This is a genomic window from Amycolatopsis sp. NPDC004169, assembly GCF_040610315.1.
GTDB lineage: Bacteria > Actinomycetota > Actinomycetes > Mycobacteriales > Pseudonocardiaceae > Amycolatopsis.
Genome location: NZ_JBEXMD010000063.1, coordinates 14,881 through 39,516, shown reverse-complemented (window position 1 = coordinate 39,516; position 24,636 = coordinate 14,881). Strand labels below are relative to the sequence as shown.

Annotated in this window: 23 protein-coding genes; 11 read left to right on the top strand and 12 right to left on the bottom strand. The window is 72.3% G+C overall.

Going from position 1 to position 24,636, the window contains the following annotated elements; translation table 11 throughout:
* Nucleotides 1-88: 88 nt before the first annotated feature.
* Both ABZX11_RS44670 and ABZX11_RS44665 read right to left on the bottom strand, forming a co-directional pair.
* Nucleotides 89-1,447, bottom strand: a complete 1,359-nt coding sequence (locus ABZX11_RS44670; protein WP_354924790.1) for a beta-1,3-glucanase family protein — start codon at nucleotides 1,445-1,447, stop codon at nucleotides 89-91.
* A 187-nt stretch (nucleotides 1,448-1,634) separates the two neighbouring features.
* Nucleotides 1,635-3,059 carry an aminotransferase class I/II-fold pyridoxal phosphate-dependent enzyme gene (locus ABZX11_RS44665; RefSeq protein WP_354924789.1) on the bottom strand — a complete coding sequence of 475 codons (1,425 nt, stop codon included), beginning with the start codon at nucleotides 3,057-3,059 and terminating at the stop codon, nucleotides 1,635-1,637.
* A 64-nt stretch (nucleotides 3,060-3,123) separates the two neighbouring features.
* Between ABZX11_RS44665 and ABZX11_RS44660 the strand changes: the two genes are divergently transcribed.
* Nucleotides 3,124-3,558 (top strand): MarR family winged helix-turn-helix transcriptional regulator, encoded by a 435-nt coding sequence (locus tag ABZX11_RS44660; RefSeq protein WP_176170379.1) that lies wholly within the window; start codon nucleotides 3,124-3,126, stop codon nucleotides 3,556-3,558.
* 12 nt (nucleotides 3,559-3,570) lie between these two features.
* On the opposite strand, the gene ABZX11_RS44655 is transcribed toward ABZX11_RS44660, so the two are convergent.
* The 6 genes from ABZX11_RS44655 to ABZX11_RS44630 are packed head-to-tail and all read right to left on the bottom strand — an operon-like array spanning nucleotide 3,571 to nucleotide 9,400.
* Nucleotides 3,571-4,716: an alpha/beta fold hydrolase gene (locus ABZX11_RS44655; RefSeq protein ID WP_354924787.1), complete on the bottom strand. Its 1,146-nt coding sequence runs from the start codon at nucleotides 4,714-4,716 to the stop codon at nucleotides 3,571-3,573.
* A 10-nt stretch (nucleotides 4,717-4,726) separates the two neighbouring features.
* Complete coding sequence (locus tag ABZX11_RS44650; RefSeq protein ID WP_254896722.1) at nucleotides 4,727-5,449, bottom strand: SDR family oxidoreductase; 723 nt, start codon at nucleotides 5,447-5,449, stop codon at nucleotides 4,727-4,729.
* Nucleotides 5,446-6,333 (bottom strand): fumarylacetoacetate hydrolase family protein, encoded by an 888-nt coding sequence (locus tag ABZX11_RS44645; RefSeq protein WP_354924785.1) that lies wholly within the window; start codon nucleotides 6,331-6,333, stop codon nucleotides 5,446-5,448. Before ABZX11_RS44645 ends, ABZX11_RS44650 begins: the two co-directional genes overlap by 4 nt.
* Nucleotides 6,333-7,259, bottom strand: a complete 927-nt coding sequence (locus tag ABZX11_RS44640; RefSeq protein ID WP_354924783.1) for a VOC family protein — start codon at nucleotides 7,257-7,259, stop codon at nucleotides 6,333-6,335. Before ABZX11_RS44640 ends, ABZX11_RS44645 begins: the two co-directional genes overlap by 1 nt.
* A 21-nt stretch (nucleotides 7,260-7,280) precedes the next feature.
* Entirely contained in the window at nucleotides 7,281-8,411 is a 1,131-nt protein-coding gene (locus tag ABZX11_RS44635; protein ID WP_354924781.1) for an FAD-dependent oxidoreductase, read from the bottom strand.
* A gap of 26 nt (nucleotides 8,412-8,437) precedes the next feature.
* Nucleotides 8,438-9,400: a cyclase family protein gene (locus ABZX11_RS44630; protein ID WP_176170384.1), complete on the bottom strand. Its 963-nt coding sequence runs from the start codon at nucleotides 9,398-9,400 to the stop codon at nucleotides 8,438-8,440.
* Nucleotides 9,401-9,484: 84 nt separating this feature from the next.
* Here ABZX11_RS44630 and ABZX11_RS44625 point away from each other — a divergent pair, with 84 nt between their 5' ends.
* The 3 genes from ABZX11_RS44625 (at nucleotide 9,485) to ABZX11_RS44615 (ending at nucleotide 11,967) form a co-directional block, all read left to right on the top strand.
* Nucleotides 9,485-10,408: a LysR family transcriptional regulator gene (locus tag ABZX11_RS44625; protein ID WP_354924779.1), complete on the top strand. Its 924-nt coding sequence runs from the start codon at nucleotides 9,485-9,487 to the stop codon at nucleotides 10,406-10,408.
* 95 nt (nucleotides 10,409-10,503) lie between these two features.
* Nucleotides 10,504-11,724: an MFS transporter gene (locus ABZX11_RS44620; protein WP_354924777.1), complete on the top strand. Its 1,221-nt coding sequence runs from the start codon at nucleotides 10,504-10,506 to the stop codon at nucleotides 11,722-11,724.
* Between the two features lie 111 nt (nucleotides 11,725-11,835).
* Nucleotides 11,836-11,967, top strand: a complete 132-nt coding sequence (locus tag ABZX11_RS44615; RefSeq protein ID WP_354924775.1) for a hypothetical protein — start codon at nucleotides 11,836-11,838, stop codon at nucleotides 11,965-11,967.
* A gap of 200 nt (nucleotides 11,968-12,167) precedes the next feature.
* Here the strand turns inward: ABZX11_RS44615 and ABZX11_RS44610 are convergent, their stop codons facing one another.
* Complete coding sequence (locus ABZX11_RS44610) at nucleotides 12,168-12,572, bottom strand: ribonuclease domain-containing protein (RefSeq protein WP_354924773.1); 405 nt, start codon at nucleotides 12,570-12,572, stop codon at nucleotides 12,168-12,170.
* A gap of 192 nt (nucleotides 12,573-12,764) precedes the next feature.
* Between ABZX11_RS44610 and ABZX11_RS44605 the strand changes: the two genes are divergently transcribed.
* Genes ABZX11_RS44605 through ABZX11_RS44595 form a run of 3 tightly spaced genes read left to right on the top strand, consistent with a single transcriptional unit; the run spans nucleotide 12,765 to nucleotide 14,750 of the window.
* Nucleotides 12,765-13,373: an RICIN domain-containing protein gene (locus ABZX11_RS44605; protein ID WP_354924771.1), complete on the top strand. Its 609-nt coding sequence runs from the start codon at nucleotides 12,765-12,767 to the stop codon at nucleotides 13,371-13,373.
* A gap of 55 nt (nucleotides 13,374-13,428) precedes the next feature.
* Complete coding sequence (locus tag ABZX11_RS44600; protein ID WP_176170388.1) at nucleotides 13,429-13,959, top strand: SigE family RNA polymerase sigma factor; 531 nt, start codon at nucleotides 13,429-13,431, stop codon at nucleotides 13,957-13,959.
* The gene (locus ABZX11_RS44595; RefSeq protein WP_354924769.1) at nucleotides 13,956-14,750 is read left to right on the top strand and encodes a hypothetical protein; all 795 of its coding nucleotides are present in this window, start codon (nucleotides 13,956-13,958) and stop codon (nucleotides 14,748-14,750) included. Before ABZX11_RS44600 ends, ABZX11_RS44595 begins: the two co-directional genes overlap by 4 nt.
* A 20-nt stretch (nucleotides 14,751-14,770) precedes the next feature.
* Here the strand turns inward: ABZX11_RS44595 and ABZX11_RS44590 are convergent, their stop codons facing one another.
* Nucleotides 14,771-15,523, bottom strand: coding sequence for a glycoside hydrolase family 75 protein (locus ABZX11_RS44590; protein WP_354924767.1), 753 nt, complete (start codon nucleotides 15,521-15,523; stop codon nucleotides 14,771-14,773).
* A 313-nt stretch (nucleotides 15,524-15,836) separates the two neighbouring features.
* Here ABZX11_RS44590 and ABZX11_RS44585 point away from each other — a divergent pair, with 313 nt between their 5' ends.
* The 4 genes from ABZX11_RS44585 to ABZX11_RS44570 all read left to right on the top strand — a co-directional run bounded on the left by ABZX11_RS44585 (nucleotide 15,837) and on the right by ABZX11_RS44570 (nucleotide 23,387).
* Entirely contained in the window at nucleotides 15,837-20,369 is a 4,533-nt protein-coding gene (locus ABZX11_RS44585; protein WP_354924765.1) for an RHS repeat-associated core domain-containing protein, read from the top strand.
* A gap of 162 nt (nucleotides 20,370-20,531) precedes the next feature.
* On the top strand, nucleotides 20,532-21,629 hold the full coding sequence (locus ABZX11_RS44580; RefSeq protein WP_354924763.1) for a substrate-binding domain-containing protein: 1,098 nt from the start codon (nucleotides 20,532-20,534) through the stop codon (nucleotides 21,627-21,629).
* A 7-nt stretch (nucleotides 21,630-21,636) separates the two neighbouring features.
* Nucleotides 21,637-22,611, top strand: a complete 975-nt coding sequence (locus ABZX11_RS44575) for an ABC transporter permease (RefSeq protein WP_176170392.1) — start codon at nucleotides 21,637-21,639, stop codon at nucleotides 22,609-22,611.
* Nucleotides 22,608-23,387, top strand: coding sequence for an ATP-binding cassette domain-containing protein (locus ABZX11_RS44570; protein WP_354924761.1), 780 nt, complete (start codon nucleotides 22,608-22,610; stop codon nucleotides 23,385-23,387). Before ABZX11_RS44575 ends, ABZX11_RS44570 begins: the two co-directional genes overlap by 4 nt.
* Before the next feature lie 38 nt (nucleotides 23,388-23,425).
* On the opposite strand, the gene ABZX11_RS44565 is transcribed toward ABZX11_RS44570, so the two are convergent.
* Together ABZX11_RS44565 and ABZX11_RS44560 are read right to left on the bottom strand one after the other, a co-directional pair.
* Nucleotides 23,426-23,920: a Gmad2 immunoglobulin-like domain-containing protein gene (locus ABZX11_RS44565; protein ID WP_354924759.1), complete on the bottom strand. Its 495-nt coding sequence runs from the start codon at nucleotides 23,918-23,920 to the stop codon at nucleotides 23,426-23,428.
* Between the two features lie 180 nt (nucleotides 23,921-24,100).
* Nucleotides 24,101-24,544: a hypothetical protein gene (locus tag ABZX11_RS44560; RefSeq protein WP_176170395.1), complete on the bottom strand. Its 444-nt coding sequence runs from the start codon at nucleotides 24,542-24,544 to the stop codon at nucleotides 24,101-24,103.
* Nucleotides 24,545-24,636: the final 92 nt, after the last annotated feature.

Here is a 24,636-nt window from a genome sequence, read left to right as displayed (position 1 = left end):
CAAACCGCCCCCGCCCTAATCCCCCCTAACCTAACACGCCCGGGCCGGCCCGCCCCCCGGCGCGGCGGGGGCCCGCCCGGCCCGCTCGTCACCAGCCGACGGCGACCACCAGCCACTGCGGGTCCCCGTGCGAGACGAACGAGGACTGACCCGCCACGTCGTCGTACGGGAAGCCGTACGCGAGGCGGTTGATGCCGTGGTCGTGCCAGAACTTCGCGTAGTAGTTGGCCGGCGCGGCCTGGTAGTACCGCGACACGTCCTGCCACTGCGACTGCGGCAGGTGGGCCGTGTGCCGGTTCAGCGCCGCGCACATGTCCGGGTTGCCCGCGAGCGATCCGGCGCAGCCGGTGATGTTCGACGTGGGCTCGTTGACCCCCACCGACTGGGCGTAGGAGGTGAAGTAGTTCGCGTACTTGCCGCCGCTGCGGAAGTCCGGGGCGCTGCCCGGGGCCGGGATCCGGTACGGCGCGTTCACCGTCGCCAGGCCCTTGAACTCGGTCGGCACCTCGCTCTGGAACCGGGCGAAGGTGGCCGAGCGGTCCTCCTGGAACAGCTCGTAGGCGTCGCCGACCTGCACGTCGTAGCCGTCGTGGGCGTGCAGCCGCATGGCCAGCTTCAGCGCGAAGGCGTCCACCCGGGTGGTGTTGCCGTTGAACACGTCCGGGCCGACGGTGAACTCGATGAAGTCGGCGTACTGGCCGTTCGGGGTGCCCAGGTAGAAGTACATCCGCCCGGCCGAGTTGGCGGGCATGTCGAGGTAGGGCTGCTCGGCGATCGAGTGGGTCTGGCCGCCGAAGGACCAGTACACCTGGCTGTCCGGGTACTTGCCGTTGGTGCGGTTGAGCACCTTGACCGTGAGCACGTTGCGCGCGGCCGGGATGCCGGCGGTGTCGCCCCAGAACGAGTCGGGCGGTGTCCCCGCGCCGGGCGGCGTCGTCCCGCCGCCGGTGCCGTGGACCTCGAACTCCCACAGCGAGACGCCGTAGGGCGTGGCCCGCGCGGTCGCGTACAGCCGCACGTACCGCCCGGAACCGGTCACCCCCAGCGTCTGCGTGCCGCCGGTGCCGGTCATCGTCTGGTACACAGTGGACCAGCTGGAACCGTTGTCGGACAGCTGGATCTGGTAGGCCGTGGCGTAGGCGGCCTCCCAGCGCAGCACGACCTGGCTGACCGTCGCGGCGCCGCCGAGGTCGATCTGGATCCACTGTGGATCGCTGAACTGCGAGGACCACCGGGTACCGGTGTTGCCGTCCACCGCGGCGGCCGCGGGCGTGCCGGCGTTCTCCACCGAAGACGCGGTGGCGGTTTTCCCTTGGGAGATCACCGGGTCGGCGGCGTGCGCCGCCGGGACGGCGACCCCGAGCGCGGCGACCGCGAGAGCTGCCGCCAGTATCACCGAGCGGGCACCGGATCCGCGGCGACGGTGCCGCGGGGCGTACGTGAGCATGGATTCCTCCCAGGCCGGGAAACGGACGGACCGGCCGCCCGTGCGGGCGCGGCGTGGTCCGGCTCGTCCCTGAGCGCCGGGCGGATGCCCTCGCGGGCCGGCGGGAACGATCGGTAGAAAGGTTCATACCACGGCACCCGCCCTGTCAACCCTTGACAGATCGGGACCGGCCGTGCAGCTGCGTTCGCTACCCGGGCCGCACGTCCGCCGCAGTGCTGCTCAACCGGACGACTTCGCGGTGCAGATCGGGGACCTGCGCTTCGTTCTCCGGCTTCATCAGGACGCTCCGCAGGATCCGGCCGCGGGGGACGTCGTCGCGCACGGTGTGGCCACGGCGGGCGAGGTCGGCCCCGGTGACGGTGTAGGTCGCGACGAACACCGCCTCCTCCGGCGGGCGGCGCATCCCGGCGTCGAGCACGTGGGCGCTGACGCGGTCGATCTCGGAAAGGCTTTCGCGCACCGGGAAACAGCTGACGATGTCGAGCTGCGGCGGCTGGAACAGCGCCAGCTCGGCGCTGCCGCCGATCAGGCCGGCCCAGGCGAGCGCGGCCCGGCGCCCGGGCCGGAGCACCGCACCGAGCCCGTCCGGGGTCAGGGGCAGGACCTGCGACGTCAGCCACAGCGCGGCGGCCGCGGCGCCGGCCCGGGAACATTCCAGGGAGATCTCGCCGAGGTGCAGTTCATCGGAGGTGAAGTAGGTGTAGGGCGAGTCGTGCAGGTAGTGGCGGGCGACCGACGGGTCGCGGAAGAGCACCGCACCGCAGCCGTAGGGCTGCAGCCCGTGCTTGTGCGGGTCGATCACCACCGAGTCGGCGTCGGCGATCGCGCGGAACGGTGCCGAAGCCACGCCGTCGGCGGTGTCGTCGGCGATGAGCCGGAAGAAGCCGCCGTAGGCCGCGTCCACGTGCACCCGAACCCCGTACCGGCGAGCGAGGGCGACGATCTCGCCGACCGGGTCGACGGCGCCGAGGCCGGTCGTGCCGGTGGTCGCGACCACGGTGCCGACGCGACCGGTGCGGAGCAGGTCTTCGAGCGCGGTCAGGTCGAGGGTCCCGGCGGGGGTGGTGGCGACGGGAACGGCCTCGACGCCGAGCAGGTGGCTCATCCGGCCGTGGGTGTAGTGCGCGTCGGCGCTGTGCGCGATCGCCTTGCCCGGGTGCGTCTCGCGGGCGACGAACAGCGCTTCCAGGTTCGCGATCGTCCCGCTGCTGGTCAGGTGCCCCAGGTGCTGCGGAAGGCCGAACATCGCCGCGAGGTCCGCGACGACCTCCTTTTCCATGGCCGCGGTGGCGGGACCGCCGTCGAGGGCGTGGTTGTTCGGGTTGATCAGCATCGCGCTCAGGTACCCGGCGACGGCCGCCGGGTGCGGCGGCTTGAGCATCTGCCCGGCGTAGCGGGGGTGGAAGAACGGGTAGTTGTCCCGCAGGCGCCGGTGCAGGTCCGCGGTCGCCTCCCGGAACCGCGCGAGCGGCACGTCCTGCGAGGGGTGCGGGTGGTAGCCGCCGTACTCCGCCATCCAGGCCCCGACCTCGCGGACGGCGTCGCCGAGCACGGCGGCCAGCTCCGCGAACCCGGCCGGCCCCGCGTGCAGGACACCTTCGTTCCGGTCCATCGGCCTTCCCCTCGGCTATCGATTCATAATTATGTGCCGATAACCATAGGGTAGTGTCGCAGGCGTGTCACGCCCCCAGCCCGCGGATCCGTACGCCGACCTGGCCGACCTCGTGCTCAACGTCGCCCGCCTGATCCGCCTGCGCACCCCGGCCGAGCCGGCCGTCGTCCGGCTCACCGCCACCGAGCGCCAGGTCATGCGGATGGTGGACCTGGACCCGGGCTGCACGCCGAGCCGCATCGCCGAGCGCACCGGGCTGCAGCGCACGAACGTCAGCACCGCACTCCGCGGCCTCGAAGCCAAGGGCATGCTGACCCGCGCGGGCCACGGCCGGCGGGTGGAGGTGCACCCGACCGAGCTGGCCCAGCGCAACCTCGAAGTCCTCCGTGGCGCGTGGTCGGAACTGCTGGCGGACCTGCTGGGCGACGTCGACCCGGAGACGATCCGGCGGTGCAACCGGACGCTCGCCGACCTCGAGGAACGCTTCGCGGCCGGCTAGGGCGACTTTCGCTCAGCCGACCTCGAAGGTGTCGGCCACCCAGTCGGCGATGAACGTGCTGACGTGGGGCAGGTGGTCGAGTCCGATGTGCTCGGTCGCCCCTTCCTCCGCGGTGAAGACGCGCAACTCGCGCCGAGGCGAGTTGACCGCCCGGTCGTAGGAGCGGTGGGCGTACTCCAACGGGATCTGCCGGTCGTTCTCGCCGTGCGCGACGAGGAACGGCACCGTGATCTTCTCGACCACGCCGTCCAGGTGCACGTCGTCGGCGAAGGTGATGAACTCGTCCAGGTCGTCGTGGCCCCACACCCACAGCACGTGTTCCCAGTAGTGCGGGACGGGCCGCTCCCCCTCGCGCTCCAAACGACGTCGTTGCACCGCGCCCCAGTTGTGGTTGGCGCCCCAGGCGACGCAGAGCGCGAACCGCTTCTCGAACGCCGCCGCACGGGGTGCGTAGTAGCCGCCGAGGGACCAGCCGACGATCCCGATCCGGCTGGTGTCCACTTCGGACCGTGTCTCGAGCCAGTCCACGGCCGCGCCCGCCCAGGCTTCGGCGTCGACGCGGGCGGTGAGTCCCTGCAGGCGCAGGGCTTCGCCGGTGCCGGGCTGGTCGAGCATCAGGCACGAGATCCCGCGCTCGGCGAGCTCTCGCCAGTGGCCCGAGGTGTACATGTGCTCCTTGGTCGAGTCCAGGCCGTTGACCAGGACGATCACCGGCGCCGGTCCGGCTTCGGTGGCGGGGGCGAGGGAGAAGTACGCCGGCAGGGTCGTGCCCCCGTACGGGATCGCCACCCGGGAGATCCGCCGGTCGCGCAGGTCGAAGGCCTTCTGCGCGAGGGCGAGCACTCGCCGGTAGGACGGCAGCCAGTCCGGGTCGGAGTGGGCGAGCATGCGCTCGGCCTGGCACAGGTAGTTCGTGGCCCGGAAGTACAGTTCGCCCGCCGTGCGGGCGTGCCCGGCTTTCTCGGCCTGGGCCACGAGCTGGTCGGTGAGCGCGGTCCAGGCCCGCAGGAAGTCCGGTGTCCCGGCGTCCGAGCCTTGGGCGGCGGCGTCGCGGATGGGCCGGCAGGCGCGGTCGACCTCGTCGATCAGGCCGCCGCTGTTGAGCGCGGCGACCACGCCGAGGTTCCAGACGTAGTTGCCGGGGAAGTATTCGAACACGGGGTTCCTCTCAGGTTCGGGCGGCTTCGCTGATCGACTTGACGCCGCCGTGCGCGGTCAGGCCGCCGTCGACGGGGATCTCGGCGCCGGAGACGTAGGAGGCCGCGTCGCCGATCAGGAACGCGACGACGGCGGCGACCTCGCCGGCGGTGCCGGTGCGGCCGAGCGGGGTTTCGGCGACGTTCGCGGCCCGGAACCCGGGCGGCGCCGAGGCGGTCATCGGGGTTTCGACGTACCCGGGGTGCACGGCGTTGACGCGGATGCCCCGGCCGCCCAGCTCCAGGCAGGCGGCCTTGACGAAGCCGCGCAGCGCCCACTTGCTCGCGGTGTAGGCGAGCGGGTAGTGGCCGGTCAGCGCCGCGGCCGAGCCGGTCACGACGATCGACCCGCCGGACGGCATCAGCGGCAGCACCGCCTGCACGGCCCGCAGCACGCCGCCGACGTTGACGTCCTGCACGCGCGCCAGGTCGGCCGCGGCCAGGTCGCCGAGCCGGGCCCGCCAGGTGACACCGGCCGCCGCGACGAGGCCGTCGACCCGCTCGAGCCCCGCGGTGAGCCCGGCCCAGCCGGCGTCGTCGGTGACGTCGAGCCGGTGGTGCTCGACGCCGGGCAGTCCGGGGTCTTCGGCGCGGTCGACCCCGATCACGCGTGCGCCCTGCGCGGCGAGCAGCCGCGCGGCCGCCGCGCCGATGCCCTGGGCCGCACCGGTGACGACCACGACCTTCCCGGTCACCGCGACCGCCGCCGGGGCCGGGGCCGCGCCGGGCGGACCGGCGGCAGCTCGACCCCGGCGACGACGGTGTTGCGGATCGTCCCGAGGCCTTCGACCGACATCTCCACGACGTCACCGGGCCGCAGCGGCTCCTGCGTGCCGCCGCGGCCCCACAGCTCGGCCAGGCAACCGCCGTTGCCGCAGGTCCCGGACCCCAGGACGTCCCCCGCGCGCAGCCGCGTCCCCCGGCCGGCGTAGGCGGCCAGTTCCTCGAACGGCCAGCCCATGTTGGACAGCAGATCCTGCCCCACTCCGACGTCGTTGACCGCGACTCGCATGTCGAGGGCCAGGAAGCCGTCCGCGTCGCGGTACGGCTCGAGTTCGTCGGCCGTGACGAGCCACGGCCCGAGCGTCGTGGCGGAGTCCTTGCCCTTGGCGGGCCCGAGGTTCACCTTCATCTCGCGGCGCTGCAGGTCGCGAGCGGACCAGTCGTTGAGGATCGTGTAGCCGAAGATCCCGTCGGGGCCCAGAACGGCGGCAACCTCGAGCTCGAAGTCGAACAGCCGCGAACCCGGCGGGATCGGCACGTCGTCGTGCGCGCCGACCAGCGCGCAGGGATTGGTGAAGTAGAACGTCGGCGCCTCGTACCACTCCGGCGGCACGGATCCCGGGGCGACCATGCCTTCGACGTGTTCCTCGAACGCCACGAAGTCCCGGACGCTCGGCGGGTCGAGCGGCGGCAGCAGCCGCACCTCGGCCAGCGGCACCGAGGGTCCGCCGGGGACGGCGGGTGCGCCGCGGACCACGTCCAGCACGGTCACCCCGGCCGGGAACGCGCGGACGCCGTCGCCGGTGACGACGCCCGCGTGCACGGTTCCGCCGTGCTCGTAGGTGGCGAAGCGCATCAGACCGGCGGGGCCACGAACAGGCCCTTGTCCGGGTCGTTGAAGGACTTGCGCGCGACGAACTCGTTCATCGCGTTCGCCGTCCCCCACTGGTCGGACACCTCGGGGTCGCTGAAGTCGTAGAGGTGCGGGTGCCAGGTGTCCTCGTCGACGAGCTCCAGCTCGGTCGTGTACTCCACCGTGTTGCCGTGCGGGTCGAGGAAGTAGCTGAAGGTGTTGTTGCCCGCCAGGTGCCGTCCGGGACCCCAGAGCTTTTCGACACCCGCGCGCAGCAGCCGTCCGGTGCCGCGCATGTACTCGTCCAGCCCGCGCATCTCGAACGACACGTGGTGCAGCGACGGGTGCGGGCACCGGGCGATGGCCATGCTGTGGTGCCAGGAGTTCACCCGCAGGAACCACATCATCTCGCCCATCCGCGGGTGCATCAGGATGTCCGACAGCCGGAAGCCCAGGTGCTTCTCGTAGAACGCCCGGGTCGCCTCGGGGTTCGCCGAGTTGATCACCACGTGCGACAGCCGGACCGGGACGGCCTCGCCCGCCTCGATCCGGCGGTGGGCGCGGACGGCGACCTCGGCGCTGATCTCGATGGTCCGGCCCTCGTTGTCGAAGAACCGGAACCCGTAACCACCGCCCGGGGTGTGCAGGGTCCGCGGCTCGTGGACGAGGGTCACGCCCCCGGCGGCCAGGCGGGCCGCGAGTGTGTCCACATCAGACACGGTGGCGACGCCGAAGGCGATCAGGTCGATGCGCTTCTCAGCGGCTTCGCGCAGCCGAACCACGTAGTGCTCGGGCGAGCCTTCCGCGGCGAGGAACGCGACGCCGGTGTCGGCGTGCTCGGTCTTGAGGCCCCAGGCACCGGTGTAGAAGTCCCGCTGGCGGGCCAGGTCCGGCACGGCGAGGTCGACGTGCCGCAGGTGGGTGATCATCTCGTTCTCCTCCGGGGGGGTTCAGGCGGGCTCGGCGACGAGGGCGGCGATCCGGCCGATCAGCCCGGGCACGTCGCCCTGCTCACCGTCCAGAAGCCACTGTCCGAGCTGGACGGACGCCTCGACGACCGTGGCCGCTCGCGCGCAGCGGCGCTCGGCGAACTCGGTCCAGAGGCGGTCGTCGAGGGTTTCCGCGGCCAGCAGCAGTTCGGTCAGCACCCCGGCGTCTTCGAGCGCTTGGGCGCCGCCCTGGGCCAGGGTGGGCGGGCAGGAGTGCGCCGCGTCGCCGATCAGCACCACGCGCCCCCGGTGCCACGGCGCCGGCAGGACGTGGGTCTCGAACAGGGTGTAGTTGACCCGCGACGCGTCGGTCAGCGTGGCGCGGACGTCGTCCCACGGGCCGTGGTACGCCGAGGCCAGTTCGCGCATCGTCGTGAGCCGTTCGGCCGGGGACAGGCCGCTGCGGTCCCGCGCGGCCTCGACGACGTAGGCGTAGAGGGTGTCCTCGCTGGTCGGGCAGTAGCCGGCGATGTAGGACGGCCCGCCGTAGAACAGGTCGGTCCGGGTCACCGAGGCCGGACGCGGGCCGAACGCGCGCCAGATGCCCATGCCCGTCGCCCGGATCCCCGGGTCGATGCCCAGCAGGCGGCGGACCGCCGAGCGGATCCCGTCGGCGCCGGCGACGAGGTCGTAGCGGCCGGTCGAGCCGTCGGAGAAGGTGACGTCGACGCCGCTCGCGTCCTGGGCCAGCTCGGTGACCGTGAGCCCGAAGCGGACCTTGACCCCGGCCGAACCGGCGCGCTCGTGCAGGAGGCGCGCCAGGTCCGGCCGGGGCATCCCCAGCGTGGCCGGCAGGTCGGGGCCGCCGGTCCGGACGTCGGGGAATTCGGCGAGCAGCGTCCCGGCGGGGTCCGGGGCACGCAGGCCGAGACTGTCGAAGCTGTATCCGTGTGCCTGCACGGCTTCCCAGAGACCGAGCTTGCGCAGCTCGCGCAGGGCGTTGCCCTGCAGGGTGATGCCGGAGCCGATGGCGGCGATGTCCGGTTTGAGTTCGATCAGGTCGACCGCGACGCCGTGGTCGGCGAGGTGGATCGCGGCGGCGGTGCCGGCGAGACCGCTGCCGACCACGAGGACGGTGTGCACGGCGGGCATGGGGACTCCTTTGTCCGGTGCGGGAGCTACTTGACGGCGACGGGCGCGACCGGCGCCCCGACCGCGCCGGTCACCGGCAGCGGGTCGGCGGTCAGCCAGAACTCGTACCGGCCGTCGGCGGCGCAGTCCGCGGCCAGTGCGTCGAGGTCCCACATCTCCCCGAGGAACAGCCCGATGTGCGGGATGGCGACCTGGTGCAGCGGCTGGAAGGCGTCGTCGAACTCGTTGGGCCGGACCTCGAAGCCCCAGGTGTCGGTGGCGATCGCGGCGATTTCGGTGTCGTGGAGCCACTCCGCGGTGGTGAACGACAGCCCCGGCGCGGGCCCGCCCGCGTAGTCGCCCCAGCCTTCGCGCCGCGCCCGTGCCAGCCGCCCGGTCCGCACCAGGAGCACATCGCCGCGGCCGACGTGCGCGGTTTCCCCCTGCGCGGCCATGGTTTCCTCGAGGTGCGCCACGGTGATCGCGAACCCGTCCGGGAGCTCGCCGTCCGTGCCGAGCGCGCGGCCGACGTCGAGCAGGACCCCGCGCCCGGCGATCCGGCCCGACGCGGTCTCGATCCCGGTGACGCGGTCGCCTTCGCTGGTCACGACGTCCCCGGCCCGGCGGCCGTTCCAGGCCACTCCGTGGTCGAAGATGTGCCCGAGCCCGTCCCACTGCGTCGACGCCTGCAGCGGCATGAACACGACGTCGTCGGCGCCGCCGATCCCGTGCGGGAAACCCTGCGTGCCGCGTTCGGCGTCCAGGCCGGTGTCCAGCATGGTGTGCACCGGGTTCGTGCGGCGGCGCCAGCCCTTCTGCGGGCCGTCCGCGTCGAACCGCTGCGCCAGCGGAAAACCGACGCCCCGGCGGACCAGGGCCGCGCCTTCGCGGCGCTTGCCGTCGTCGAGGAAGTTGAGGGTGCCGAGGACGTCGTCGGCACCCCAGCGGCCCCAGTTGGAACAGCGCTTGGCGGCGGCGGCGATCGCGGCTTCGGGATCGGTGCGGTCCATGCCGCTCACTGTGCGGCGGACCACAGCATCAGGGAAGACGAAATAGGTGATGCAGGTTATCCATGCGGTGGATAACCTGAGGTGGTGAACCTGGCGAGCCTGGACCTGAATCTGCTAGTGACGCTCGACGCGCTGCTCGAACACCGCAGCGTGAGCCGCGCGGCCGAGCAGGTCGGCCTCAGCCAGCCCGCGGTTTCGGCCCAGCTGGCGCGGCTGCGCCGCCACTTCGGTGACGAACTGCTGGCCCGCTTCGGCAACCAGTACCGCCTCACGCCGCTGGCCGTCCAGCTGCGCGGCCGCGTGCGCACCGCGGTCAACGGCGTCGAGCGCGTGTTCGCCGCCGAGCCGGACTTCAACGCGGCGACCACCGCCCGGGAGTTCTCCCTCGCCATGAGCGACTACGGCGTCGCGGTCCTCGGTGCCCCGCTGGCCGCCGCACTGGCGCAGGAGGCGCCCGGCGCCCGCGTGCGGTTCATCGCCAACACCCCGGCGATCGTCGACAACGCCCGCCAGGCCCTCACCGGCATCGACCTGCTGGTGCTGCCGCACGGGTTCCTCCACGGCCTGCCGCACCGCGACCTGCACCGCGACGACTGGGTCTGCCTGGTCGACGCCGGGCACCCGGCGGTGGCGCACGGGCTGACGGTCGAGCAGTTGCGGACCATGCCGTGGGTGGTCTCCTACCACGGGCCCACCGCGTCGACCCCGGCCGCGCTGCAGATGCGGATCCTCGGCATCGAGCCGCACGTCCAGGTGGTCACGGAGAACTTCCTGACCGTCCCGGGCCTCGTGGCGGGCACCGACCGGGTGGCCCTGCTGCAGCGGCGGCTCGCCGAGCGCATCCCGGCCGAGGAGAACGTGCGGGCGCTGCCCTGCCCGTTCGAAGCCGGTCCCCTGGTCGAGGCGGTCTGGTGGCACCCGATGTACGAGCACGATCCGGAACACCAGTACCTGCGCGACCTGCTGGCCCGGATCGCCACCGAGGTCGCCGAGCATCCACCGCGCTGATACCGCGCTTCAGCAGAAGTGATTTCCGCTTCCCGCACCGCGGAACCCACACTTTCGGCACTTCCCTGACCCAACGACGGAACTCAGGTGCCGACATGCCCGAAACCCCAGCCGTGAACCTGTCACCGGCCGCCACCGCCACCGGCCGACGGGCGACCGCCGGGCCGGTCCAGCTCCTCCTGCTGCTCGCCGGGAGCTGCCTGTCGGTGCTCGGCGCCGTGCTCATCGCCCCGGTCCTGCCGCAGCTGAGCAAGGCGTTCGCGGACACGCCCGGCGCCGACGTCCTCGTGCCGATCGTGCTGACCGCGCCGGCCCTGCTGATCGGGCTGACCGCGCCGTTCGCCGGCGTCGTCGCCGACCGGATCGACCGGAAACGGTTGCTCCTGCTGGCAATGCTGGCCTACGCGGTGTTCGGCACAGCTCCGCTCTACCTGGACTCCCTCGCCACGATCCTCGCGAGCCGGGTGCTCGTCGGGCTGTGCGAGGGCGCGATCATGACCTGCTGCACCACCCTCATCGGCGACTACTGGTCCGGCGCGCGCCGGGCGCGTTACCTGAGCCTGCAGACCCTGGTCGCCACATTGTCGGCCACCGTGTTCCTCGCTCTCGGCGGGGTGCTCGGCGCTTCGGGCTGGCGCACGCCGTTCTGGCTGTACGCCGTCGCCGCGCCGCTGGCGATCCCGATGGCGCTCAAGCTGTGGCAGCCCCACCGCCGCACCGCCGGGCGGCCGGCGAGCCTGCCCTGGCGCCGGCTGGCCGCACCTTGCCTCGTCACCCTGTTCGGCGGCATCGTCTTCTACGCCCTGATCGTCGAACTGTCCTTTGTGCTCACGAGTGTCGGCGTGACCGCGACCGGGACGATCGGCGCGATCTCCGCGGTGATGTCACTGGCGACGGCCGCGGGAGCGATCGCGTTCAGCCGCCTGTCCGGCCGGACGCCCCGGGTGCTGCTGCCGGTCGAGTTCGGGCTCGCCGCCGTGGGTCTCCTCCTGGTGTTCGCCACGACCTCGCCGGCGGTCATCACCATCGGCGCGGTGTGCACCGGCTTCGGCACGGGCATGCTCCTGCCGACCCTGCTGACGTGGGCGGTCAACCGGCTCACGTTCGACCAGCGAGGCCGCGGCACCGGCCTGTGGACGGGCACGCTGTTCATCGGCGAATTCGCCTGCCCGCTGGCCCTGGCCGCCATCGGCACCGGCACGGGCGGCCTGCAGGGAGCGCTCGCGGTGCTCGGCATCGCGTCCGCGATCGCCGCGGTCCTGACGGCGGTCCTGCTGCGGCGGAACAACCAGCCGCTCGACGTCACCGAAGGCTGACAGGAGGGGCGACACGGGTGATCAGGGTGATGCCCCTCCGGACACACGTGATGCCCCGGGGCGCACGCGTGATGCCTGTCGGCGCACGCGCGGCGGTGCCCACCGGAGGTGGTGGTTCAGCCTCCGACGGCGCGTCCGGCCTTCGCCCAGTTCTCCCGCAGCGTGGTCACGTACTCCTGCGCCCGCGCGCCCGGTTCGGTCCCCTTCGCGAAGGCCTTCACGTTCGCCGGGCCCGCGTTGTAGCGAGGGCGAGCAGCTCGTCGGTCGTGTACGTGCCGCGCGGTGGTGGGCGTGGTGGTGGGCGGGGCGGGTGACCGGCTCGGCCGGTGCTGTCGCCGGGGGCGGGGTCGGCCGGGGGTGCTGCACCCGGCCACCGCGACCCCGACGACAGTCACCACGCACAATGTCTTCCACACGCGATCCACCATGCCCGCGGCGCGGGCTCAGATCCGGTAGAAGTCCGTGTAGTGGTTCGGCGAGAACCACACCACGCCCGTGGTCAGGTCGACGATGATCCGGTAGGCGTCGCGGGCCGCGCCGCACGCGCGCGGGTAGACGTCGAACTCGCGGAACGAGTGGCCGGCCGGCAGCTCGCCTTCGCGGTTCTGGTAGGTGCCGCCCGCGTAGTTGCACTGGCCGCCCGGCCAGTCGTACCAGCCGCGCGTGCCGGGGTACCCCTTGCCCTGCCACGTCGTGTCGGCCGAGCGGGCGGCCGAGCAGCGGGTCTGGGTGCAGGAGCTGTACACGGTGGCGTCGGCGACCGCGGTGCAGACACCGAGCGTGGCCGCCACCGCGGTCACGGTCACGGCGAGCCGCCGCGCGGTCCGGGAAAGCATCGAAGCGGGCACGGAACCTCCTCGTCTCGTACAGGCTCCGGAATGGTGACCGCCGAGCGTCGCCGGAAGGCGACCGGGAACGTACCGATCCGGTGAACTTCCGGCGACCGGCGGGCGACCCGAGTTTTTTCCGGGAGGCGGCAACCTTTCGCCGTCCGGCGGCAACCAGGTGGCGAAGCCCGCCCGACCCCGAGGAGTGCTGCGTTGAGACTGACCAGGTCCGCCGGTGCCCGGCACCGGATCCGCAAACCCCACCGCGGCCGCCCGGTGGCGATCGCGCTGGCGCTGGGCGTTCCCGCGTTCGCCGCGCCGCACCTGCTGTTCACGCGCGACGGCGCCGAGCCGGTGCGGGTGGACTCGGCCTCCTACTACCTGTTCCTCTCCGTGCGCGACGGCAGCGCGCTCGACGCGGCCGGTGGCGGCGCCACGAGCCGGCAGTGGCGGCTGGAACCGGTGGGCGGCGGCTACTGCCTGCTGGTCAACCGGGACAGCGGGAAGGTGCTGGCCGTGCGCGCGTCCGCCACCGAGGTGGCCGAGGTCGAGCAGCAGCCGGGCACCGGTGCCGCCGCCCAGCAGTGGCAGCTGCGGGACACCGGCGGCGGGGCGCTGAAGATCGTCTCGCGCAGCGGCGGGATGGTACTGGGCGTGACCGAGGGCACCGGACGGCGCGCGGTCGCCTGGTCCGCCGACCGGGGCGGCGCCGACCAGCGGTGGACCCTGGCAAAAGCCGCCGATCCGGGCGCGGCCACCCGGGTCGGCGCCGGGCCGGACGACCGCGGCGTACTGTACGCCGAACGGGCCACGGGCTCGTGACCGGCGGGCCGCCGCCCCGGGCGGGGCACGGGTAGGAAGAGGACAGCCGAGACCCATGTTCCTCGAGGACACATCGAGGGAGTTCCACGACTTCTTCGAACGGCACTACGCCGGATTGGCCCGGTTCGCCTTTCTCCTGACCGGCGAGCCCGACGCCGCCGACGACCTCGCCGCCGACGCCCTGATCGCCCTGTGGCAGCGCTGGGACCGGCTGCGCGGCGCCGAGCGCCCGGTCGCCTACGCCCGCGGGGTGGTCGCGAACCTGGCGCGGGAACGGGTCCGCAGCGCGACGCGCGAGCGCCGCCGGATCGCCCTGTTCTGGCCGCCGGGCGCGCAGCACGACCGGAGTCCCGACGTGGCCGCCGTGGTGGACGTGCGGGCGGCGCTGGACCGGCTGCCGTTCGGGAAACGGGCCTGCGTCGTCCTCAGGCACGCCTTCGACCTGTCCGAAAAGGACACCGCGCGGGCACTGGGCATCTCGGTGGGCGCGGTGAAGAGCCAGACCTCGAAAGCGCTGGCCGAGCTGGAACGCCTGCTCGGCGCCGGCGCCGCCGGGCACCTGGCGACGGAACGGAGGAGCCGGTGAACGAAGAGATCGGCAGGCGGCTGCGCGAAGCCGCCGAAGCGCACCAGCCCGACCGCGAACGGATCCTGGCCCGCGTGCACCGCGGTGTGGCGGGCACCGCGGTGCGGCCGCGGCCGGGTATCGCCCGGTCGTGGCCGAAGGTGGTGCTCGCCGGCTCCGCCGCGGCCGGTGTCCTGGCCGTCGCCGGTTTCGCGGTCGCCGGGAGCGGCCAGACGACGCCGGCGCGCCCGGACGGGGACACCACGCTCTCCGTGCCGGCCACGACCGCGGCGCCCAGCGCCTCGCCCTCCCCCACCGGTCCGGCCTCGCCGCCCGCTCAGGGGCAGCCGAACCGGACGACCACCGGACGGCCGTCGCCGAGCACCCCGCCGCCGGCCACCCCGGCCGTCCCGGCGGGTGCCCGGGTCACCGACGGGCCGCTGTCGGGGCAGGGCGCCGTCGACCCGCACAGCACCGTGTTCTGGTCCCAGAGCAAGCTCACCGTGGACGCGGGCCGTCCGCTGACCGCGTTCGTCGTGGAGGTGCGCGTCGCGCAGACCGGCGGGGTGCAGAGCACCGGTCAGTGGCAGACCGCGCCCGCGGACGATTTCACCGTCACCGCCCAGGAAAGCGACGGTGCGGTGGTCTTCCGCTGGGTGCTCAAGCCGGGCCGGACCGTCCCGGCCGCGCAGCAGATCTTCGCGGTGCAGTACAACCACGCCGCCGGCCCCCGCGACCCCGGTCTCGACACCTACCGCGTCGAGGCCACGGCCCCCGACGGCAGCCACACGATCCGCGGCACCTACCGCTGAGGCCGCCGCCGGGGGTGGGCTCAGAGCCCGAGTTCGGCGCCGAGGGTGTCCAGGGCCTTGCTCACCAGGGCCTGGGCGTTGCTGTTGAGGGTGGCGTTGGTGCCGTTCACGACCCAGGACGAGCCGGAGAAGATCACCACCGTCACGCCGTTGTCGACGCCGCCGGTGGTGCCGCTGCTGGGGATGCCGAGCAGCGAGGCCGCCTTCACCGACGCCTCCCCCAGTTCGCGGGAGTCGTTGTCCGAAGTCGTCTGGCTGTTGCCGGTCTGCGTGTCGCCGAAGATGGCGCCGATGACCTTGCTCTTGTAGAACACCAGCGCGAACTGCCTGCCCTTGATGCCGTGTTCCTTGTAGAAGAAGTGCGGGCAGGGGCTCTTGCGGTCCCAGCAGTCGTCGCCCAGCACGTAGAACGGCACGTGGTGCGCGCCCAGCTGCTTGCCGTTGCTGTCCTGGAAGGTCGTCTGGCCCTGGTGGTCGGGATCGGGGTCGGGGTCGCTGCCGTCGGTGTCGACGGCCAGGCCGGAGCTGTAGGCGTAGACGCCCGGCGTCACCTGGTACACGTTCACGTTCTTCGCCCGCGTCATGGTGTTGATGTGGGCCTTGGTGTTGACCTTGTTCGCGGTCGTGCTGTTCTTCTTGACGCCGGCCAGCACCTGGGCGGCGGTGTACGAGGGGGCGGCGTCCGCCGTGGCGGCGTCGGCGGTCTTGACCGCGAACGGTGCCACGAGCGTCAGAGCGGCGGCCACCACAGCGGAGCGGCTACGGGACGACATGAGCGGGACCCTCCTCCGATAGTTAGGAAAGTTACCTAACAGAGGGAACCACCCGGACGTCCGGCGACGGAACACTTTTACTCGGATTTTAGGCAATCGTCCCGGTGTCCGGGGCACCCCGGCTGCCCACCCCTGACCTGCGGCGGAATCCGGCGGCTGCCCGATAAGCCGCGAACCGTGGCCGTTCGGGCAGTCCGGCACGAACGGGAACACCCGCCGTGGCGGCATTGCTATCCTCCCGCCGGGTGAGCTCGGAGGGGGACGTGCACCGGGCGCCGACCCGGTCCACGAAGAGCTGCGGAAAGGTCGTCCGGTGAGCAACCCGCTGGTCGCGGAAACCAAGGACTCCACGAAAGCGTATTCGGGCATTTCGCTGCTGGAAACGGCGAACGACCTGAAATCGGCCATCGAAAGCGGCGACTGGGCGTCCGTCGCGATGGGAGCGGTCGGCACGGCGCTGGACGCGCTGTCGATGGCGATGGACCCCTTCGGGGCGATCCTCGCCGCCGGGGTCGGCTGGCTGATCGAGCACGTCGGCCCGCTGAAGGAGGCGTTGAACGGGCTGACCGGCAACGCCGACGAGATCGCGGCGCAGTCGGAGACCTGGAAGAACATCGCGACCGAGCTGGGCAGCGTCGGCGAGGACCTGACCAGCATGGTCGAGACCGACGTCTCGTCCTGGACCGGTGCCGCCGCGGACACCTACCGGCAGCGGGCGCAGGACACCGTGACGTTGCTGGAGACCGCGCAGAAGGGCTGCGAGGGCGCGTCCAGCGGGGTCAAGACGGCCGGCGAGGTCGTCGCGGCGGTGCGGGCGCTGGTGCGGGACATCATCGCGGAGCTGGTCGGGCACCTGATCAGCTGGGCGCTGCAGGTGGTGTTCACCCTCGGCATCGGGATGACCTGGGTGGTGCCGCAGGTGATCGGCGCGGTGGCGAAGACCGCGTCGAAGATCGCGGACCTGGTGAAGCGGCTGGTCACGGCGTTGAAGGCACTGATCCCGCTGTTGAAACGGGCCGGGGACCTGTTCGGGGACGCGGCGAAGGCCCTGCGGAAGATCAAGCCGGGCAAGACCGCGCCGCCACCCAAGCACGCGGACATCAAGGGCGGCCCGAAGGACATCGGTGGACCCCACGGCAAGGGCGGCCCGGACGCGCCGCCGCCGAAGGGCGACGGCACCACGCCTTCGGGGGCGAAGGGCGACGGCACCAGCACTTCCGGCGCCAAGGGCGACCCGCCGCCGCCGAAGAACGACCCGCCGCCGGCGTCCAAGGGGCCCGACGACACGCCGTCTTCGAACGGCGGCACCACGCCTTCCGGCGGCGGCAAGGGCCCGGGCGGCGGCAAGCCGAGGGACGGCGGGGGCAAGCCGCGCGACGGCGGGCTGGCCGACCACAACGGCGCGCCCAAGGAGAACTCGACCCCGGTCGACTGCCGGCCGGGCAGCGGCGACCCGATCGACATGACGACCGGCCGGATGATGCTCGGCCAGACCGACGTCGAGATCGACGGCGTCCTGGCGCTCGTGCTGGAGCGCAGCCACTTCTCCGGCTACCGCAGCGGTGTCCACTTCGGACGATCCTGGGCGTCGACCGCCGACCAGCGCCTCGAACCCGGCGACGGCCGCGTCGACTTCGCCGCCGAGGACGGCACCCTCCTCGTCTACCCGGTCCCGGGCGCCACCGCCGTCACGCCGGTGGACGGCCCGTGGTGGCCGCTGCGGCGGCTCGGCGACGAGTACCTCCTCGACCAGCCGGACCTCGGCCGTTCCCTGCACTTCCCCGCCGGCGGCGACACCGGCTGGCTGACCGCGATCTCCGACGCCGACGGCCACCGGATCACCTTCGACCGCGACACCGGCGGCGTCCTGCGCGAGGTCCGGCACTCGGCCGGGCACCGGATCGCGGTCGCCACCGACGGCGGCCGGATCACCGAGCTCGCCTCCGTCGGCGCGGACGACGGCGACCGCGTCACCCTCGCCCGCTTCGCCTACGACGAGCGCGGGCACCTGACCGAGGTGGTCAACTCGTCGGGCCGGCCATACCGGTTCGGCTATGACGACGCCGGCCGCATCACCGCCTGGCGGGACCGCAACGGGTGGGGCTACGAGTTCACCTACGACGAGCGGGACCGGTGCGTCCGCGGCACCGGGCCGCGCGGGGTGCTGAGCTACAGCTTCGCCTACGACCGGGAAAACCGCGTCAACCGCGCCACCGACTCGCTCGGGCACACCACCACCTTCGAGCTGAACGAGGAGTTCCAGCTCGTCCGGGAGACCGACCCGCTCGGCGGCGTCACGACCTACGAGTGGGACCGGCACGACCGCCTGCTCGCCACCACCGACCCGCTCGGCCGCGTCACCCGCTACGGCTACGACGAGCAGGGCAGGCGGACGTCCGAGACCCGCCCGGACGGCAGCGTGCGCAGTGTCCGCTTCGACTCGCGGGGCCGCCCGCGCGCGGCCGTCGAGCCCGACGGCGCGGTCTGGACCTACGACTACGACGACGCCGGCCGGCTCGTCGCGACCACCGACCCGATGGGCGGGGTCCGCCGCTACGGCCACGACGAGCGCGGTGCGCTCAGCTCGTTCACCGACGAGGAGGGCCGCACCACCGGGATCGAGTGCGACGCGCTGGGCAAGCCGCGGGTGGTCCTCGACCCGGCCGGCGGCCGGACGACCTACGGCTACGACCGGCTGGGCCGCGTCGAGTCGGTCACCGATCCGGCGGGGCACACGACGCAGTTCGCGTGGACGGTCGAGGGCGAGCTCTGGAAGCGCATCTCCCCCGACGGCGCGGTGGAGCGCTTCACCTACGACGGCGAGGTGAACGCGACCGAGCGGACCGACGCCACCGGGGCGGTCACCCGCACCGACTTCGGGCCGTTCGACCTGCCCGTCTGCGAGATCGCCCCGGACGGCAGCCGCACCCGGTTCGAGTACGACACCGAGCTGCGGCTCGTCGCGGTCACCAACGCCACCGGCGCGCAGTGGCGGATCCACCGCGACGCGGCGGGGCGGGTCATCGGGGAGACCGACTTCGACGGCCGGGTCGTCACCTACCGCCGCGACGCCGCCGGACAGCTGCTGGAAAGCGTCCCCGGCACCGGAATCCCGACGACGTACACGTGGGACGCGCTGGGCCGGCTGACCGGCAAGCGCTGCGGGGACAGCGTCACCACGTACGCCTACGACGCCGCGGACCGGCTGGTGCGGGCGACGAACGCCGACGCCGACCTCACCCTGGCCTACGACCGCCTCGGCCGCGTGGTGGCGGAAAGCTGCAACGGCCGGGAAGTCCGGTCCCGGTACGACCGCAGCGGGTTGCGGACCGCGCGCCACACCGCCGGCGGCGTCACCAGCACCTGGACCTACGACGCGGCGGGCGCCCCGGCCGAGCTGGCCACCGCCGGCCGGTCCATCCGGTTCGCCCACGACGCCGCCGGGCGCGAGGTCGAGCGCGTCCTCGGCGGGGCGACGCTGGCCCAGCGCTGGGACGCCAACGACCGGCTGGTCGAACAGGTCGTGGCCGGCCCGGACGGGCAGCCGCGGCAGCGCCGCGCCTACCACCACCGGGCCGACGACGTGCTCGCCGGCGTCGACGACCTGCTGTCCGGCCGCCGGGACTTCGCGCTGGACCGGCTGGGCCGCGTCACCGGGCTGCGCCACCGGACGGGCGTCGAGCGCTACGCCTACGACGCGCTGGGCAACGTCACCACCGCCGACTGGACGACCCGCCACGCCACCGCGGGCTCCCGCGAGTACACCGGGACGCAGGTCCGCCGCGCCGGGGACGTCCACTACCGCTACGACGAACTGGGCCGCCTGACCGGGCGGCGGCAGCCGGGCGGCGAGTGGACGTTCGGGTGGAACGCCGACGACCGGCTCGAGCAGGTCCGGACGCCGGACGGCAGCGAGTGGCGCTACGCCTACGACGCGCTGGGCCGTCGCGTGGCGAAGCGGCTTCTCGGGCCCGGCGGCACGACGGCCGCCGAGACCACCTTCGTCTGGGACGGGCTCGTCCCGGCCGAGGAGATCGTCACGACGGCGGGTGCGCCGGCGCGGGTCACGACGTGGGACTGGGAACCCGACCGGCCGGTGCCGGTGAGCGTGCTGGACCGCCGGTCGCGCGCGGACGGCGGCGTCGACGAGCAGTTCCACGCCGTCGTCGCCGACCTGATCGGCAGCCCGGCCGAGCTGGTGGACGAAACCGGCCGGATCACCTGGCACGCGACGCAGACGCTGTGGGGCGTGGAAACCACGGCCCCGGCGCCGACGCCGCTGCGGTTCCCCGGCCAGTACTTCGACGCCGAGACGGGCCTGCACTACAACGTGAACCGGTACTACGAACCGGAAACCGGCCGGTACATCAGCCCGGACCCGATCGGCCTCGGCGGTGGCACCAACCCGCACGCCTACGTCCGCAACCCGACCGGCTGGCTCGATCCGGTCGGGCTCAAGGGCGGGAAGGGCAAGTGCAAGGGCGGCAAGGCGAACAACCCGGTGCTGGCCAACAACCGCCCGGGCCAGCCGGTGTTCCACGGCAACGCGAACGTCCCGGTGACGGAGATCAGCGACAAGAAGTTCGTCGGCATCCTGGAGAACCTCGCCGCCGGCCGCGGCGAGGGAGCACGCCGGGCGAAGGAACTGCTGCGGCAGATGGAGGAAGGCCGCGGCTGGCAGCAGACGGCGGGCATCCACCAGGGCGGCCTCGGCGGCGCCGCGGGCCACGCGGACCCGAGACCGCACATCACGGTCAACGTCGGCGGCCGCGGGTACCACGTGCACGTCGGGAGTTCGAACGGGAACCTGTTCGCGCAGGACATCACGCCGAACCCGATCCGCTGAGGCGGGCGACTGGTCCAGACCAAACAACATACGTCTGATGCCCACTTTCGCCCGCGAAGTGGACAACTTGCCGGAGCCTGCCGACGACCTGGTGTAGACATCATACGTCTGCTACGGTCGTCGGCAGTTCCGCTCGGTCCGCTGCGACGATCGCGGGGTCAGATGACTGCTGAAACACGCGTCACACCAAGAAGAACCGTCCTCAAACACCTCGGCCTGGCCGGCGGCACGGCGGCCGCGAGCGCGCTGCTCGCCGCGTGCACCGGTGTCCAGGAAGCCCAGAACGGCGGCCGGTCCGGGCCGTTCCCGAGCACGCCCGGCTGGCGGTTCGTGTTCGTCAACCACGTCACCACGAACTCCTTCTTCGTCCCGACGCGGTCCGGGCTCGCCGACGCCGCGGCGCTGCTCGGGCTGCCCGAGCCGCAGTGGACCGGCTCGGAAAACGGGAACGTGGCCCAGATGGCGAGCGCCATGGAGACCGCGATCACCGGCAAGGCCGACGGGATCGCCGTCGCGCTGACCGACGACAACGCCTTCGTCGAGCTCACCAAGCGGGCGCTGGGCGCGGGCATCCCGGTGATCGCCTACAACGCGAGCGCGGCGGGCAACTACCCGCTCGCCTACGTCGGCCAGGACCTGTACCTGTCCGGATTCCGCATGGGGCAACGCATCGCGCAGAAGGTCACCGCCGGCGACATCCTGGTCGGCATTTCGCAGCCGGGCGGCAACAACGTCCAGCCGCGGCTCGACGGCATCACCGACGCGCTCAAGCAAGGCGCTCCCGGCGTGCAGGTCCGGTCCGTGAACACCGGTGCCGAGCAGGCCGGTGAGCTCAACGCGATGACCGCCGCCTACACCGGAAACCCCGGGGCGAAAGGGATCTACGCGGTCGACGCCGGCAGCACGGCCGCGTGCGCGAAGCTCGTCGCCGACCGCGGATTGGCCGGCAAGATCGGCAGCGGCGGGTTCGACCTGCTCGACGACACCGTCACCGGCGTGAAGAGCGGCGCGCTCGACTTCACCATCGACCAGTCCCCGTACCTGCAGGGCTTCCTGTCGGTGCTGTACCTGTACCTGTTCCGGTTGTCCGGCACGCTCGTCGCCCCGCCGGCCACCGACACCGGCCTCACCTTCGTCACCAAGGAGAACGTCGGGCCGTACGCGACCGCCCGCAGCCGGTTCGAGGGCGGGGACAACAAGGACGTGATCGCCATGCCCGCCGCCATCCCGTTGCCGCCGGCGACGGTGCCGAGCCGGTAGCGGGGCGATGTCGTTGAGGCCGCTGCTGCTCGGCGTGATGCGCGTCAAGGAGCTGAGCATCCTGCTGGTCACGGTCGCCGCCGGGAGCTACTTCACGGCCACCAGCAGCGCGTTCAACTCCGCGGACAACTACCAGACGATCGCCCAGTACGTCGCACCGTGGTCCATCATCGCCGCGGGCCAGGTGATGCTGCTGATCTGCGGGGAGATCGACCTGTCCGCCGGTTTCGTGTTCACCCTTTCGCCGTTCGTGTTGATGCAGCTGTACGTCAACGGGTGGCCGCTGTGGCCGGCGCTGCTCGGCGCGCTCGTGGTGAGCGCGCTGGTCGGCCTGGTCAACGGGCTGGTCCGGACCGTGCTGGGCATCCCGTCGTTCATCACCACCCTCGGCATGGCTTTCCTGTTGCAGGGCTTGGTCCTGATCATCTCGAACGCCCGCCCGGTCGGGGCGCCGAAGGGCAGCGGGCTGCTCGAGGTCTTCGGCGGGGCGCGCTGGAGCGAGTTCCTGTGGGCGCTCGCCGTGGTCCTCGTCATGCAGGTGGTCCTGTCCGCGACGCGGTTCGGCATCCACACCCAGGCCACCGGCGGCAACCCGGTGGGTGCCGCGGAGTCCGGGATCCCGGTCAACCGGGTGAAGGTGGTCAACTTCGCGATCACCAGCACCCTCGCCGGGCTCGCCGGGCTCCTGCAGGGCACCCGCGTCGGCTCCTACGACCCGACCAACGGCGGGTTCACCACGATGTTCTTCGCCGTCGCCTCGGCCGTGATCGGCGGCACGGCCCTGCTCGGCGGTTCCGGCACGGTGGCCGGCGCGTTCCTCGGCGCGCTGCTGCTGGGGATCGTGTTCGACGGCTTCAACCTGACCGGCGTCAGCGCGAACGCGTTCAACGTGGTGCTCGGCGCGGCCATCCTGGGCGCGATGGTGCTGAACGTGTCGCTGATCGTGGTGCGCAAGCGCGTCGGCGCCCGGGAGCGGACATGACCGGCGAGATCATCCGGGCCGAGGGCATCAGCAAGGTGTTCGGCCCGGTCACCGCCCTCGCCGACATCAACCTGCACGTCCGGCGTGGCGAGATCCTCGGGCTCATCGGGGACAACGGCGCCGGCAAGTCGACGCTGATCAAGATCCTCACCGGCTACCACCAGCCGGACGGCGGGCGCCTGCTGTTCGAGGGCGAGCCGGTGACGCTCAAGTCCGTGGTGCACGCGCGCTCGCTGGGCATCGAGACGGTGTTCCAGGACCTGGCGATGGTCGACGACCTGCCGGTGTACCTGAACCTGCACCTCAACCGCGAGCTGACGCACCGCCCGATCCCGTTCCTGCGCCGCCGCGAGATGAAGCGCCGGGCACGGGAGGCCCTGGATTCGATCGGCATCGCCATCCCGTCGGTGACCGCCGAAGTGGGCATGCTTTCCGGCGGCCAGCGCCAGGCGATCGCGGTGGCCCGCTCGGTGTATTCGAAGGCGAAGCTCCTGCTGCTGGACGAACCGCTCGCCGCGATGGGTGCCAAGGAGAGCGCGGTGATCCTGCGGCTGCTGCACGAGCTGAAGCAGCGCGGGGACATCGGGATCATCCTCATCGCCCACAACTACGGACAGGTGATCGACATCTGCGACCGGGTGAACCTGGTGCAGCACGGCGAAATCACCCTCGACCGCCAGTCGGCGGAGACGTCCGTGGCGGAGCTGCTCGAGCTGGTGAACGCGGAGTACCGGCTCCTCGATCCGGCCCGCCGTCCCGGCCCGGCACCGGGGTGACACCTCGCGGCGCCACTCCGGTGTGCACCGGTTCGGGCTCAGGTTCCCTGCGGCACCCGGATCACGTCGCCCGCGTGGATGACGTTCGGGTTCGGGACGGTGACCGGGTTGGCGGCCACCAGCCGGTGGTAGAAGTTCCCCGAGCCGTAGTACTTCGTGGCGATGCTCCAGAGCGTCTCGCCGGCGACCACGACGTGCTCCAGGTAGGCCTGGTAGCCCGGGACGATCTTGGGGCCGAAGACCACCGGAACGACCACCTTGTCCAGCTCCGCACCGTTGTTCGGCGAAGCGTGGAACACGTCCACGTACAACCGGTCCAGCTGGAAGGCCGCACCGGTGACGTCGACGGTGAACTGGAACTGGCCGTGCCCGCCGGTGCCGTCGCCCGCCAGGAACGAGCCGGTGACCTCGTCGTGCCCGTCGTGGATGCGGTACCCGAAAGTCGCTTCGAACGCCCCGCCGGCCACGCCGGCCACCTGGATGATGGTTCCGACCAGGTCGTAGGCCGCAGGTTGCTCCACATGGATCGACACCGTTGACTCCTTTCGCTTCCGAGCCGCCCGCGGTGCCGATCCTGGGCCGGAAACCGTTCTGCCGGTAGAGGAATTGGTCCTCGGCCGAGGAGTCGGGGCTGGGCCGATCGGCGGTGCTCCGGACTGGATTCCCCCGCCGCTGCACCCGAAGGGTGAGCGGTACTGAATTCCGGCTCCCCCTCAAACGGGCCAGAGCTGGATCAGCCAGCGTTCGACGCCCTCGGCCCAACTGCCTTCGCCCAGCCGACCCGCGTCGCGCTGGTTGCCGGCGTGGATTCGGGCGTGGTGGGCGCCCGGGTGGGTGATGGGAAGCGTGTGGTGGCCCGGCGTCGCGGTCACCGACTGCAGCCGGACGTCGGCGGCGAGGTCGCACGTCAGGTCGAGGACCTCGTCCCACTCCGCGGTGTCCCCGGCCGGCGCGCCGTCCCAGAGTTCGATGCGGACGGCGGGCGCGTGATCGGTGGCGGCACTGTGCAGGAGCAGCCCCCCGGCGCCGCCGACGGCGGTCCAGGCCCCGGCCGGGACGGGCAAGGTGAGCGGGCTGCGGGTCATGGCGAGCTCCTGCAGCACGAACTGGCCGTATTCGACGTCGACGGTGTCGTCGACGGCGGCGATCAGTGGCATCCCCGCCCACGGTACTCGAGCGACCGAGTCCCGCTGCCGCCGAACCCCGGCAACCGGCCCTTCGCATACCACCGTTCGGCGGTAGCCAGGAG